Annotated in this window: 16 protein-coding genes; 15 read left to right on the top strand and 1 reads right to left on the bottom strand. The window is 47.6% G+C overall.

Translation table 11 applies throughout. The features are described from left to right. The first annotated feature begins 12 nt into the window (after positions 1–12). The 14 genes from deoB to lysA all read left to right on the top strand — a co-directional run bounded on the left by deoB (position 13) and on the right by lysA (position 11,495). The gene (gene deoB / locus ICW23_RS06450) at positions 13–1,197 is read left to right on the top strand and encodes a phosphopentomutase (protein ID WP_016939163.1); all 1,185 of its coding nucleotides are present in this window, start codon (positions 13–15) and stop codon (positions 1,195–1,197) included. A gap of 11 nt (positions 1,198–1,208) precedes the next feature. Next, positions 1,209–2,027: a purine-nucleoside phosphorylase gene (locus ICW23_RS06445; RefSeq protein ID WP_045925500.1), complete on the top strand. Its 819-nt coding sequence runs from the start codon at positions 1,209–1,211 to the stop codon at positions 2,025–2,027. A gap of 136 nt (positions 2,028–2,163) precedes the next feature. Beyond that, positions 2,164–3,333, top strand: coding sequence for a D-alanyl-D-alanine carboxypeptidase family protein (locus ICW23_RS06440; RefSeq protein ID WP_045925499.1), 1,170 nt, complete (start codon positions 2,164–2,166; stop codon positions 3,331–3,333). A gap of 95 nt (positions 3,334–3,428) precedes the next feature. Beyond that, positions 3,429–3,782 (top strand): anti-sigma F factor antagonist, encoded by a 354-nt coding sequence (gene spoIIAA, locus ICW23_RS06435; protein WP_016939160.1) that lies wholly within the window; start codon positions 3,429–3,431, stop codon positions 3,780–3,782. After that, positions 3,779–4,219, top strand: a complete 441-nt coding sequence (spoIIAB, locus tag ICW23_RS06430) for an anti-sigma F factor (RefSeq protein WP_016939159.1) — start codon at positions 3,779–3,781, stop codon at positions 4,217–4,219. Before spoIIAA ends, spoIIAB begins: the two co-directional genes overlap by 4 nt. An 11-nt stretch (positions 4,220–4,230) precedes the next feature. Then, positions 4,231–4,998 (top strand): RNA polymerase sporulation sigma factor SigF, encoded by a 768-nt coding sequence (sigF, locus tag ICW23_RS06425; protein WP_003153348.1) that lies wholly within the window; start codon positions 4,231–4,233, stop codon positions 4,996–4,998. Between the two features lie 126 nt (positions 4,999–5,124). Beyond that, positions 5,125–5,745 carry a stage V sporulation protein AA gene (locus ICW23_RS06420; protein ID WP_016939157.1) on the top strand — a complete coding sequence of 207 codons (621 nt, stop codon included), beginning with the start codon at positions 5,125–5,127 and terminating at the stop codon, positions 5,743–5,745. Further along, entirely contained in the window at positions 5,735–6,160 is a 426-nt protein-coding gene (locus ICW23_RS06415; protein WP_007409413.1) for a stage V sporulation protein AB, read from the top strand. The genes ICW23_RS06420 and ICW23_RS06415 overlap by 11 nt, the downstream gene beginning before the upstream one ends. 12 nt (positions 6,161–6,172) lie before the next feature. After that, a complete protein-coding gene (gene spoVAC, locus ICW23_RS06410; protein ID WP_007612334.1) occupies positions 6,173–6,625 on the top strand; it encodes a stage V sporulation protein AC in 453 nt (150 codons plus the stop codon). A 12-nt stretch (positions 6,626–6,637) separates the two neighbouring features. After that, entirely contained in the window at positions 6,638–7,654 is a 1,017-nt protein-coding gene (gene spoVAD, locus ICW23_RS06405; RefSeq protein WP_016939156.1) for a stage V sporulation protein AD, read from the top strand. Then, on the top strand, positions 7,655–8,005 hold the full coding sequence (gene spoVAE, locus ICW23_RS06400; RefSeq protein ID WP_016939155.1) for a stage V sporulation protein AE: 351 nt from the start codon (positions 7,655–7,657) through the stop codon (positions 8,003–8,005). It abuts the gene before it with no gap. Positions 8,006–8,008: 3 nt separating this feature from the next. Continuing rightward, positions 8,009–8,617, top strand: coding sequence for a stage V sporulation protein SpoVABEA (spoVAEA, locus tag ICW23_RS06395; protein WP_095241744.1), 609 nt, complete (start codon positions 8,009–8,011; stop codon positions 8,615–8,617). Next, on the top strand, positions 8,571–10,052 hold the full coding sequence (locus ICW23_RS06390) for a spore germination protein (protein WP_099744098.1): 1,482 nt from the start codon (positions 8,571–8,573) through the stop codon (positions 10,050–10,052). The genes spoVAEA and ICW23_RS06390 overlap by 47 nt, the downstream gene beginning before the upstream one ends. A gap of 123 nt (positions 10,053–10,175) precedes the next feature. Then, positions 10,176–11,495, top strand: a complete 1,320-nt coding sequence (lysA, locus tag ICW23_RS06385) for a diaminopimelate decarboxylase (protein ID WP_016939152.1) — start codon at positions 10,176–10,178, stop codon at positions 11,493–11,495. Between the two features lie 45 nt (positions 11,496–11,540). Here lysA and ICW23_RS06380 read toward each other — a convergent pair whose 3' ends face one another. Further along, positions 11,541–12,443, bottom strand: coding sequence for a DUF1002 domain-containing protein (locus ICW23_RS06380; protein ID WP_016939151.1), 903 nt, complete (start codon positions 12,441–12,443; stop codon positions 11,541–11,543). A 283-nt stretch (positions 12,444–12,726) separates the two neighbouring features. Here ICW23_RS06380 and ICW23_RS06375 point away from each other — a divergent pair, with 283 nt between their 5' ends. Beyond that, on the top strand, positions 12,727–13,158 hold the full coding sequence (locus ICW23_RS06375; RefSeq protein ID WP_038463262.1) for a peptidylprolyl isomerase: 432 nt from the start codon (positions 12,727–12,729) through the stop codon (positions 13,156–13,158). Positions 13,159–13,162 lie beyond the last annotated feature (4 nt).

Here is a 13,162-nt window from a genome sequence, read left to right as displayed (position 1 = left end):
GAGGCTTTTATGATGTCTGAATACAAATATAAACGTGTGTTTTTGATCGTAATGGATTCGGTCGGAATCGGTGAAGCGCCGGACGCCGCCGATTTTAATGATATAGGCGCAAATACGCTCGGACATATCGCGGAGCACATGAACGGTTTACATATGCCCCATATGGCACAGCTCGGTCTCGGACTGATCGGGGATATTAAGGGTGTGGAAAAAACGGAGCAGCCTCTGGCGTACTACGGTAAAATGCAGGAGGCGTCAAACGGAAAAGATACGATGACGGGGCACTGGGAGATTATGGGTCTCTACATTGAAAAACCGTTTAAAGTGTTCCCGGAAGGATTTCCGGATGAGCTTCTTCAGGAGCTTGAAAAGCGTTCCGGACGCAAAATCATCGGGAATAAGCCGGCTTCAGGGACGGCGATTCTGGACGAGCTCGGAAAAGAACATATGGAAACGGGTGCGCTGATCGTTTATACATCAGCCGATTCCGTTTTGCAGATTGCGGCTCACGAAGATGTCGTTCCGCTTGACGAGCTGTACAGCATCTGTGAAACAGCCAGAGAACTGACGCTTGATCCGAAATACATGGTCGGCCGGATTATCGCAAGACCGTTCATCGGAGAACCTGGCAGCTTTAAACGCACGCCGAACCGCCATGATTATGCGCTCAAACCGTTCGGCCGCACGGTAATGAACGGAATGAAAGACAGCGGTTTAGACGTCATTTCCATCGGTAAAATTTCTGATATTTACGATGGAGAAGGCATCACATCATCCCGCCGCACGGTATCTAACATGGACGGCATGGACAAAGTGATTGAAACGCTCGGTGAAGATTTTACGGGCCTGAGCTTTGCCAACCTCGTTGATTTTGATGCGCTGTACGGACACCGCCGTGATCCGGAAGGGTACGGAAAAGCGCTTGAGGAATTCGACGCAAGGCTTCCGGAAGTGTTTGAAAAAATGAAAGAGGACGATCTGCTCATCATCACGGCGGATCACGGCAATGATCCTGTCCATCACGGGACGGACCACACGCGGGAGTATGTGCCGCTTCTTGTCTACAGCAAAAAGCATAAACACACTGAACAGCTGCCGCTTGCGGATACATTTGCCGATATCGGCGCAACCATTGCGGATAATTTCAAAACGGAAAAGCCGGAATACGGAAAAAGCTTTTTATCAAGATTACAGTAGGGGGACTTTTTTTGAAACAAAAGATCGAACGTGCTGCTGCATTTATTAAAGAACACGTGAAAGAAACACCGAAGATCGGTCTGATTTTAGGTTCAGGGCTCGGCGTATTGGCCGATGAAATTGAAGGAGCCGTCAAGCTTACATATGAAACGATCCCTGATTTTCCGGTCTCAACGGTAGAAGGCCATGCCGGCCAGCTTGTGATGGGAACGCTTGAAGGTGTGCAGGTCATCGCGATGCAGGGCCGCTTTCATTATTATGAAGGCTACTCAATGGATCAGGTAACGTTTCCGGTCCGCGTGATGAAGGCGCTCGGCGTTGAATCTCTCATCGTGACGAACGCAGCGGGCGGTATCAACACTGACTTCCGCGCCGGTGATCTGATGATTATTACCGACCATATCAACTTTACGGGCACCAACCCGTTAATCGGTCCGAACGAAGCGGAATTCGGAGCCAGATTCCCGGACATGTCAGAAGCCTATGACAAAGAGCTGTCAGGCTTGGCTGAAAAAACGGCGGCTGAGCTTGGCATCCCTGTTCAAAAAGGTGTGTACACGGCTGTTACGGGGCCATCTTACGAAACGCCGGCTGAAGTCCGGTTTTTAAGAACGATGGGGTCTGACGCTGTCGGAATGTCGACCGTGCCGGAAGTCATCGTCGCCAACCACGCGGGAATGCGTGTGCTTGGCATCTCGTGCATTTCCAACGCGGCAGCCGGCATTCTTGACCAGCCGTTATCCCATGATGAAGTAATGGAAATGACGGAAAAAGTAAAAGGCGGCTTTTTGAAGCTTGTAAAAGCCGTAGTTGCACGATCTCAAAACTAAATCAGCATAGATCAGCTGTTTCTTCGGAAGCAGCTGTTTTTTTATGTCCTCAAAACGAAACATTTTCCAGATGAGGCGTATAAAACCACCGGGCTTGGAAAAAATAAAAAGGATTATGAAATGGAGGGCTTTGGAGATGAAACGTCTTATATCCACTTTGTTGATTGGCATTTTAATAACCGCATCAGCACCGTCCGCTTTTGCAAAGCCGGACGGAAAACATACATCGGAGCTCGCTCATGAAGCCAAAAGCGCCGTGCTGATTGAACGCGATACGGGAAACATTCTTTACAACAAGAACAGCCGGGAGCGTCTGGCGCCGGCGAGCATGACAAAAATCATGACCATGCTTTTAATTATGGAAGCGCTTGACAAAGGTAACATTAAGATGAGCGATAAAGTCAGGACGAGTGAGCATGCCGCGTCCATGGGCGGATCGCAGATTTTCCTCGAACCCGGTGAGGAAATGACGGTAAAAGAAATGCTCAAAGGAATTGCGATAGCTTCCGGAAATGACGCATCCGTCGCGATGGCAGAGTATATCGCCGGTTCGGAAGAGGATTTCGTCAATCAGATGAACAAAAAAGCAAAAGAATTGGGATTGAAAGATACCTCCTTCAAAAACCCGACGGGATTGCCTGAAAAAGGCCACTACAGCTCTGCTTATGACATGGCGAAAATGGCGAAGGAATTATTGAAGTATGATAAAATCACTCAATTTACGGGAACGTATGAAGATTATTTAAGAGAAAACACAGACAAAAAGTTCTGGCTCGTCAATACAAACCGGCTGATCAAATTTTATCCGGGTGTTGACGGTGTGAAAACGGGTTTTACAGGTGAAGCAAAGTATTGTTTAACCGCCACCGCTAAAAAAGGAAATATGAGGGTCATCGCAGTTGTTTTCGGAGCCAGCACTCCGAAAGAAAGAAATGCCCAAGTGACAAAAATGCTTGATTATGCTTTCAGCCAGTTCAAAACACACCCGCTGTATAAACGGAATCAAATCATCGGAACGGTAAAAGTGAAAAAAGGAAAACAGAAACTGATCAAGCTGACCACATCTGAACCGATCTCCCTCCTGGCCAAAAAGGGAGAGAACATGGACAAAGTAAAAAAAGAAGTGAAAATCAACAGCAATATAACGGCCCCGGTTAAAAAAGGGGAGGTGCTCGGCAGCCTCGTGCTGAAAAAAGACGGAAAAGTGCTCGTTGAAAGCCCGGTCACGGCAAAAGACGACATGGAAAAAGCGGGTTTTCTCACTTTTCTGAAGCGGACGATGGGAGATTGGACAAAATTTAAATAATCGTGGCGAACGGGCACTAGTTTTGTCATGGTGAAGGAATTGCATTCCTGAAAATCGAAACACTCATTATCCGATCATATCAAGGAGGAATGAGCATGAGCCTTGGAATTGACTTGCATGTCAAAGAATCCGTGCTTTGTATTCGATTAACTGGTGAACTCGACCACCATACGGCAGAATCATTAAAACAAAAGGTTGCTGAATCGCTGGAGGCTGACGGCATCCGTCACATCGTGCTGAACCTTGAAGATCTTTCCTTCATGGACAGCTCCGGCCTCGGCGTGATTTTAGGGCGTTATAAACAAATTAAACAGCTCGGCGGAGAAATGGTCGTGTGCGCGATTTCGCCTGCGGTGAGACGTCTGTTTGACATGTCGGGCCTGTTTAAAATCATCAGGTTCGAACAATCAGAACAAAAAGCGCTTTTAACGCTGGGGGTGGCATCATGAAAAACGAGATGCATCTTGAATTTTCAGCCCTCAGTCAGAATGAATCGTTTGCGCGTGTAACGGTTGCTTCTTTTATCGCACAGCTCGACCCGACGATGGACGAGCTGACGGAAATCAAAACCGTCGTATCAGAAGCGGTAACAAACGCAATCATCCACGGCTATGAAGAAAATTGCGACGGAAAGGTGTACATCTCCGTTACCCTGGAGGATCATGTCGTCTATCTGACCATACGTGACGAAGGCCTCGGGATCACGGATCTTGAGGAAGCGCGCCAGCCGCTCTTTACGACAAAACCCGAGCTTGAGCGCTCCGGAATGGGCTTTACCATTATGGAAAACTTCATGGATGATGTCTCGATTGATTCCTCGCCGGAGATGGGGACGACGATACGCTTAACAAAACACCTATCAAAAAGCAAAGCGCTTTGTAATTAAGGAGATTTGTTATGGATGTGGAGGTTAAGAAAAACAGCAAAAACGCGCAGCTCAAGGACCATGAAGTCAAAGAATTGATCAAAAAGAGCCAAGAGGGCGACCAGCAGGCAAGAGACCTCCTCATAGAAAAAAACATGCGTCTTGTATGGTCCGTCGTGCAAAGGTTCTTAAACAGAGGCTATGAGCCGGACGATCTGTTTCAGATCGGCTGTATCGGGTTGTTAAAATCCGTTGATAAATTCGATTTGTCCTATGATGTCCGTTTTTCAACTTATGCCGTGCCGATGATTATCGGAGAAATCCAGCGCTTCATCCGGGATGACGGAACCGTCAAAGTATCAAGATCTTTAAAAGAGCTCGGCAATAAAATCCGCCGGGCGAAAGATGAACTGTCAAAAACATACGGAAGAGTGCCGACAGTCCAGGAAATCGCTGACCACCTGGAAATTGACGCGGAGGACGTGGTGCTTGCGCAGGAAGCGGTGCGGGCGCCTTCGTCCATTCATGAAACGGTGTATGAAAATGACGGAGACCCGATCACCCTGCTCGATCAGATCGCCGATCATTCAGAAGAGAAGTGGTTTGACAAAATCGCTCTCAAGGAAGCGATCAGTGATTTGGAAGAACGGGAAAAGCTCATTGTCTATCTGAGGTATTACAAGGATCAGACGCAGTCGGAAGTAGCCGAACGGCTCGGGATTTCACAAGTGCAGGTATCGAGGCTGGAGAAAAAAATATTAAAGCAGATTAAAGTGCAGATGGATCATACGGAAAGCTGACCTTTTACAGGCCGGCTTTTTTTATTTGTGCCCGAATGGTAATTTATGGTCTTTTGCCGCTGATGAATGAGAACAAAAGTGAACCACATACTACATATATAACCACCCGAAAGATGGTGATGCAAGATGGAAAGACGAATATTTCTCAGACTTCGCCACCGCGTGAAGGCTCATACCGGAGATATCATCACAGTCGGTGACGCCGCCCAGATCGCAGGACAGCAAAAGCTGAAAAAAAAACTGTCGGCACTGCCGCTGTATCAGATCACGAAAAAAGACAAAAATATCGTCGTGCTGGACATCATAAAAGTGCTGAAGGCCATTCATACCGCTTTTCCCGCTCTTGATGTGCAGACCGTCGGCGGCGCTGAAACGATAGTGGAAATCCATTACCAGAAAAAGCAGCTGTCAGCCGTTTTGTTTGTCGGTGTCTGGCTGCTGCTTTTTATCGGTTCATGTCTCGCCATTATGAATTTTCATGAAGATGTCAGCATGAGAGAAGTTCATATCGCCTTATATGAAATCATAACGGGCAGGCGCAATGAGTATCCGTACCTGCTTCAGATTCCGTACAGCATCGGCCTCGGTCTCGGGATGATCGTCTTTTTTAATCACATCTTTAAAAAACGCCTGAATGAAGAGCCAAGCCCGCTGGAGGTCGAGATGTTTAATTATCAGCTTGATCTCGATCATTATGTCGCAATACACGAAAACGAAGAGACGATGAAAGATCTGCATGATCGTTAGCATTCTTTTCGTTATGTTTGTCGGGCTTGGCGGCGGGCTGACCGTGGGAGCGGGCTTTGTGGCTTTTTTAACCGTTATGGGAATCATCCCCCGCCTTATGCAGCTGACAAAAACCATGCGCTTTGTACAGGCCTACGAAGGGGCTGTTATTTCCGGGGCGGTGTTCGGCGGCTGGGAAACCTTAAATATGAATCATTTTTTTTTATCTGAATGGCTTGCCGTTCCGGTCGGGCTTCTGGCCGGCATGTTTGTCGGCATGCTGGCCGCGGCGCTTACAGAAGTGCTGAACGTGCTTCCCATTCTTGCCAAACGGATCGGTTTCGGGAGCAAAATCATCATTTTGCTGATGGCCATCGTGTTCGGCAAAATAGCCGGCTCATTATTTCATTGGCTGTATTTTATCCATCATTCATAAGGAGGAACAGACGTGACAAACTTAAAAGAAAATTACAAAACAAAAGTGAAAGACTATCAGCCGAAACCGCCATACGTCTGGAATTGTGTCAAAGCCTTTCTGATCGGCGGTTTGATTTGTCTGATCGGGCAGGCTCTTCAAGACTTTTACATCCATTTTTTTAATTTTAATGAGAAAACAGCGGGAAACCCGACGTCCGCCACTCTTATTTTAATTTCCGCCCTCTTGACCGGATTCGGCATTTATGACAGGCTCGGTCAGTTTGCCGGAGCGGGTTCAGCCGTGCCGGTGACGGGGTTTGCAAACAGTATGACAAGCGCGGCTCTGGAACACAGAAGTGAAGGTCTTGTGCTCGGTGTAGCGACAAACATGTTTAAACTGGCGGGAAACGTCATTGTATTCGGCGTCGTGGCAGCCTATATCGTAGGCCTGATACGGTTTGCTTGTGAAAAACTGTTTTCATAGGAGGAGAAAAAAATGAAATTGACCGGAAAGCAAACCTGGGTGTTTGAAAACCCGTTATTTATAAATGCGGCGGGAACGGCAGCCGGACCGAAAGAAAAAGACGGCCCGCTCGGCTCGCTGTTTGATAAAACATACGATGAAATGCATTGCAATCAGAAAAACTGGGAAATGGCGGAACGTCAATTAATGGAAGATGCCATCAACTCCGCTTTGCAAAAACAGAATTTGAAAAAGAGCGACATCGATTTGTTACTCGCTGGCGATCTTTTAAATCAAAATGTGACGGCCAATTACGTCGCAAGACATCTGAAAATTCCGTTCCTCTGCCTGTTCGGCGCCTGCTCGACGTCAATGGAAACGGTCGCCGTCGCATCCGCGCTTATTGACGGCGGTTTTGCGAACCGGGCGATTGCAGCGACGAGCAGCCATAATGCGACGGCTGAAAGACAATTCCGTAATCCGACGGAGTATGGCGGGCAAAAGCCGGATACCGCCACTTCAACGGTCACGGGGGGCGGAGCGGTCATCATCAGCCAAAACCCTTCTGATATCCGGATTACAAGCGCGACAGTGGGAAAAGTAAGCGACCTCGGAATTACAGACCCGTTTGATATGGGCTCAGCCATGGCGCCCGCTGCCGCCGATACAATCAAACAGCACCTGAAGGATTTGAACCGCACGGCGGATGATTACGATCTGATTTTAACGGGAGACCTTTCAGGCGTAGGCTCGCCGATCTTAAAAGATTTGCTTAAGGAAGAAGGCTATCCCGCGGGAACGAAACACGATGACTGCGGTCTTCTCATCTATACGCCGGATCAGCAGGTGTTTGCGGGCGGAAGCGGCTGCGCCTGCTCCGCGCTCGTTACGTACACACATATCTTTAATCAACTGAAATCGGGCTCTCTTAACAGGGTTCTCGTTGTCGCGACAGGAGCGCTTTTAAGTCCGACAATGATTCAGCAGAAGGAAACCATTCCGACCATCGCCCACGGTGTGGTATTTGAGCGAGCGGGAGGTGCATCATAAATGGAATATCTGTGGGCTTTTGTTTGCGGAGGAATCATATGCATTATCGGTCAGCTGCTGCTTGACATTTTTAAACTGACACCCGCCCATGTGATGACAACTTTTGTCGTCATCGGCGCCTTGTTGGATGGGTTCGGAATATATGACAAATTTATCGAATTCGCAGGTGCGGGCGCGACGGTTCCCATCGTCAGCTTCGGTCACAGCTTATTGCACGGCGCCATGCATCAGGCTCACGAGCATGGATTTATCGGGATCGCCATGGGGATTTTTGAACTGACCTCCGCCGGTATATCTTCAGCGATTTTATTTGCATTTCTTGTTGCCGTTATTTTTAAACCGAAAGGATAATGTCTGATGACGAAACGGAAGGTCATCCTTGTGACAGACGGAGACGTATACGCCGCTAAAACGATTGAATATGCCGCGGAAAAAGCAGGCGGACGATGTATTTCCCAATCAAAAGGCAATCCGTCAACCAGAACCGGTCCGGAACTCGTTCAGCTGATTAAAGCCGCGCCGCATGACCCGGTGTTTGTCATGTTTGACGATTCCGGCCTGCAAGGGGAAGGGCCGGGCGAAACGGCGCTGAAATATGTCGCCTCACATCAAGACATTGAAGTGCTTGGGGTGATTGCCGTCGCTTCTAAAACCCATCAGGCTGAATGGACAAAAGTCGATGTCTCCATTGACCGTGATGGAGAAGTGACGGAGTTTGGCGTCGATAAAACCGGAATGAGAGAAATGGACGAGCACAGAATGAACGGAGATACGGTGTATTGTCTTGACAAACTGGACGTTCCCCTCGTTGTGGGCATCGGCGATATAGGAAAAATGGGAAGAAAAGATGACATATCCAAAGGCTCGCCGATCACGATGAAGGCTGTCGAATTCATTTTAGAAAGGAGCGAATATCATGCCGGAAAAACCGGAAAACATGATAAAAGTATACCGGGATCCTAGAAAAAATGAACAATTTTTTAAAGACCGCGTCGGTATGGGGACGAGCTACGATATCGGAGTCCGCAAAGTTCAAGTATTAGACCGGGAAGTCCAGATTTACTTTGTCAATGGGTTAACCGATACATTGTTTATCATTCATTTAATAGAACAGCTCGTCGATGTCAATAATTATGACGAGAACGCGGATGATGCGCTTGATGTTGTTGAAAACAGGCTTGTGAACCAGCAGGTCCAAAAAGTCAAAACGCTCGACGAAGCGACGGATCAAGTGCTTTCCGGACTTGTGGCCGTTATCGTAGAAGACGCCGGTTTCGCCTTCGTCGTTGATGTCAGAAATTACCCCGGACGCACACCCGAAGAGCCGGATACAGAGAAGGTCGTTCGCGGGGCAAGAGACGGATTTATCGAAAGTATCGTCATTAATACAGCGTTAATCAGAAGAAGGATCAGAGACGAAAGGCTCCGCGTCAAAATTACGAAAGTCGGCGAGCGTTCTAAAACGGATCTTGCCATTGTGTATATAGAGGACATCGCAGATCCGGACCTTGTCAGCATCGTCGAAAACGAAGTGAATGCGATTGATATTGACGGACTGACGATGGCGGATAAAACGGTGGAAGAATTTATCGTCAAACAAGGCTACAACCCGTTTCCGATGGTCAGATACACGGAGCGTCCTGATGTGGCCGCCAATCATATATTAGAAGGGCACGTCATTATCGTCGTCGATACGTCACCGAGCGTGATCATAACGCCCACAACGATTTTTCACCACGTTCAGCATGCGGAAGAATACAGACAGGCGCCTTCTGTCGGAACATTTTTAAGATGGATCAGGTTTTTCGGTATTATCGCTTCAACTGTTCTGCTTCCGATCTGGTTCCTCTTTGTTCTCGACCCGTCACTTTTGCCTGAAAGATTGGATTTTATCGGCTTAAATAAAAATACGCACATTCCGATCATTCTGCAGATCTTTCTGGCTGATTTGGGGATTGAGTTTCTCAGGATGGCCGCGATCCATACGCCGACCGCCTTATCGACTGCCATGGGCCTGATAGCGGCAGTGCTGATCGGACAAATTGCCATAGCGGTGGGGCTGTTTTCCGCCGAAGTCATTCTGTACGTATCGATCGCCGCCATCGGATCATTTACCACGCCGAGCTATGAACTCAGCCTCGCTAATAAAATGATACGTCTCATCTTAATGGTGCTCGTGGCCATTTTTAAAGTAAAAGGTTTTGTTATCGGCTTTACATTGCTGCTGATTTTAATGGCGGGTATCCGCTCGTTTCATACACCGTATTTATGGCCGTTTTTACCGTTTAACGGAAAGGCGCTGTGGCAGGTGCTCGTCAGGACGACAGTGCCGGGAGCGAAAGTCAGACCGAGCATTGTTCACCCGAAAGACCGTCAAAGACAGCCAAGCGGTTCATAATCGCATTGAAACCGACAGAAGATTATGATATTGTATGTCTTAACTTATGCGGGACTTGTATAAGGACAGCTCAAAAAAGCTGTCCTTTTCACCCATATGCGGATCAGAAAGAGGGAATGAGCATTGTTCTTACATGGCACAAGCAGACAAAACAAACTAGGTCATCTGGAAATCGGAGGTGTGGATGCCCTGTATTTAGCGGAGCATTACGGCACGCCTCTTTATGTTTATGACGTGGCTTTAATACGTGAGCGCGCTAAAAGTTTTAAACAGGCATTCATTGACGCGGATTTAAAAGCGCAGGTCGCATACGCGAGCAAGGCGTTTTCCTCCGTTGCAATGATACAGCTTGCTGAGCAGGAGGGGCTCTCACTGGACGTTGTATCCGGCGGAGAGCTGTTTACGGCGGTTTCGGCTGGTTTTCCGGCTGACCGGATTCATTTTCACGGCAATAACAAAAGCAGAGAAGAATTGAAAATGGCGCTCGATCATCAAATCGGCTGCATCGTCGTTGATAATTTTTATGAAATATCCTTACTCGCGGAACTGTGCAGCAAATCAGGGCGCACCATGGATGTGCTTCTGCGCATCACCCCGGGGGTAGAGGCGCATACGCATGATTATATTACGACCGGACAGGAAGATTCCAAATTCGGCTTTGATCTGCATAACGGGCAAATAGAAAAGGCGATTGAGCAAGTGCTGCAGTCAGACCATATCCATCTTCTCGGTGTTCACTGCCACATCGGATCACAAATTTTTGATACGGCGGGCTTTGTGCTGGCCGCAGAAAAAATCTTCGCAAAACTGAGTGAATGGAGAGAATCTTTCGGTTTCGTCTCTGAAGTGCTGAATTTAGGGGGCGGCTTCGGCATCCGTTACACGGAAGAGGATGAACCTCTTCATCCTGCCGTCTACGTTGAAAAAATAATCGAAGCGGTAAAAGAAAACGCAGCGCTGCATGCTTTTGACATTCCGGAAATTTGGATTGAACCGGGACGCTCGCTCGTCGGCGACGCCGGAACGACGCTTTATACCATCGGCTCGCAAAAAGAAGTTCCCGGCACCCGTAAATATGCAGCGGTTGACGGAGGCATGAGCGACAATATCCGTCCTGCGCTTTATCAGGCCAAATATGAAGCCGTTTCGGCAAACAGAATCGGAGAACACCACGACACGACGGTGTCCATCGCGGGTAAGTGCTGTGAAAGCGGGGATATGCTCATATGGGATATAGATCTTCCGGAAGTGAAAGAAGGCGATCTTCTCGCCGTCTTCTGCACGGGGGCATACGGGTACAGCATGGCTAACAACTACAACCGTATTCCGCGGCCTGCCGTCGTATTTGTGGAAGACGGCGAAGCGCATCTTGTCATTAAAAGGGAAACTTATGAAGACATCGTAAAGCTGGATCTGCCGTTTAAGACGGGGGTCAAACAATAAATAAAAAAAGAGACCGGGACAATGGAGTCCGGTCTCTTTTTTGTCTCAGCTGTTTGAAGAAGTTGATCCGCTGTCTCCTGTAAATACAGACACGATCGCATTCCAAATTGAAGCGAAGAAATCAATGACTTTTTGGATAAAGCTTTTGCCTTCATCGGATTGAATGAATTTTGTGATTTTGTCTTTTGCCTTATCGAGCTGATTGCCGACTTGGCCCCAATCAATCTTGGCATTTTTCATTTTATTAAACAATGAAACTAACTGGTCTTTTTGAGCGTCAGTCAGTGTAATGTTAAGGTTTGATGCCGCATCATCGACTTTTTTCTCGATTCCTTCTTTTGTATCGGGCACACCGTTTTTCGCGAAATCGTCTTTAATGTTTGCGATAAGCGCGGAGGCGTTTTTATCTCCGATTTTTTCCCCGAGATTTGAAGTTGTGACAAGCTCTTGGTTGGCGACCTGTTTTACGTCTTCTGAAATCGCTTTGTCTGATGACACTTCATACGCCTTAATGATTCCTGTCAATGCGGCGGTTCCTGATACCTCAAACGGCGCCGTCACGTATACTTTTGCATCTTTCACGCCTGCTGTCATCAGGGCGTTTAAGTACATCTCATCCGTAATGGAATCAATATTATGGGTTTGGACGTCAAGTCCGGACCCTTTCTTTTCCACCGTGATGGATGATGAAGAAATGGCTCTTGTGCCGATTTGGGCATTCGATATATATTTTCCCAGATATTCATGTTCTTCTTTATTCGTGACTGTCACCTTTGTCGCGTTATCAGGGACATTTAATTCGTCAAGCACTTTCTGACGGTCTGCGTTTGACAGATCTGCCCCCAGTGTGACGATAACATCTCCGACTGCGGCATCGGCCAGGCTGATTTTCGGTATTGTGCACAATACTGCGGCCGCCGCCAGCAATCCAATCCACATTTTTTTCAAAGCGGTTAACCTCCTTCTTTTCACAAATGCCGTTTTGAAGCGGTTTGTGAGGGACTGCGTGAAGCAGTTCCGTTACATAGACGGCTGTGAAGCTGTTCTGGTTTCATTTTCTTTCTTTGGAAGCGGGGAGATTCGTTTTCCGGCTGAAGGTGTGGTATAATAGCCGCGAAAAGAAGAGCAGACGCATCTTCCTTCAAAAGAATATCAAAAAGAAAGCCGGCTTACAATTGAAATTCATATTGAAGAAGGCTTTGACAAAAAACATATGGAAGTAGGAATGAGAATGAAAACTGGTTACATCGAAATGGAGAACGGCAGCAGAATCGAATTTGAACTTTATCCGAATGAAGCGCCTAATACAGTCGCTAACTTTGAAAACCTGGCGAATACAGGCTTCTACGACGGCGTTATTTTCCACCGTGTGATTCCGGGCTTTGTCAGCCAAGGCGGAGATCCGACTGGGACAGGCATGGGCGGAAGCGGAAAAACGATCAAATGTGAAACAGAAGGCAATCCGCATAAGCACGAAGCCGGTTCTTTATCAATGGCGCATGCCGGTAAAGACACGGGTTCAAGCCAATTCTTCATCGTACATGAGCCGCAGCCGCATTTAAACGGCGTTCATACTGTATTCGGAAAAGTGACAAGCGGTTTAGAGCACGCGAAAAACATGTCTAACGGAGACAAAATGAAAGAAGTCCGTGTAGAAGGTTAATGAC

This window comes from Bacillus sp. 1021 (assembly GCF_014534735.1).
Lineage (GTDB): Bacteria > Bacillota > Bacilli > Bacillales > Bacillaceae > Bacillus > Bacillus siamensis.
The sequence above is the reverse complement of the archived record's forward strand: the minus strand, read 5'-3'. Positions and strand labels throughout refer to the sequence as shown.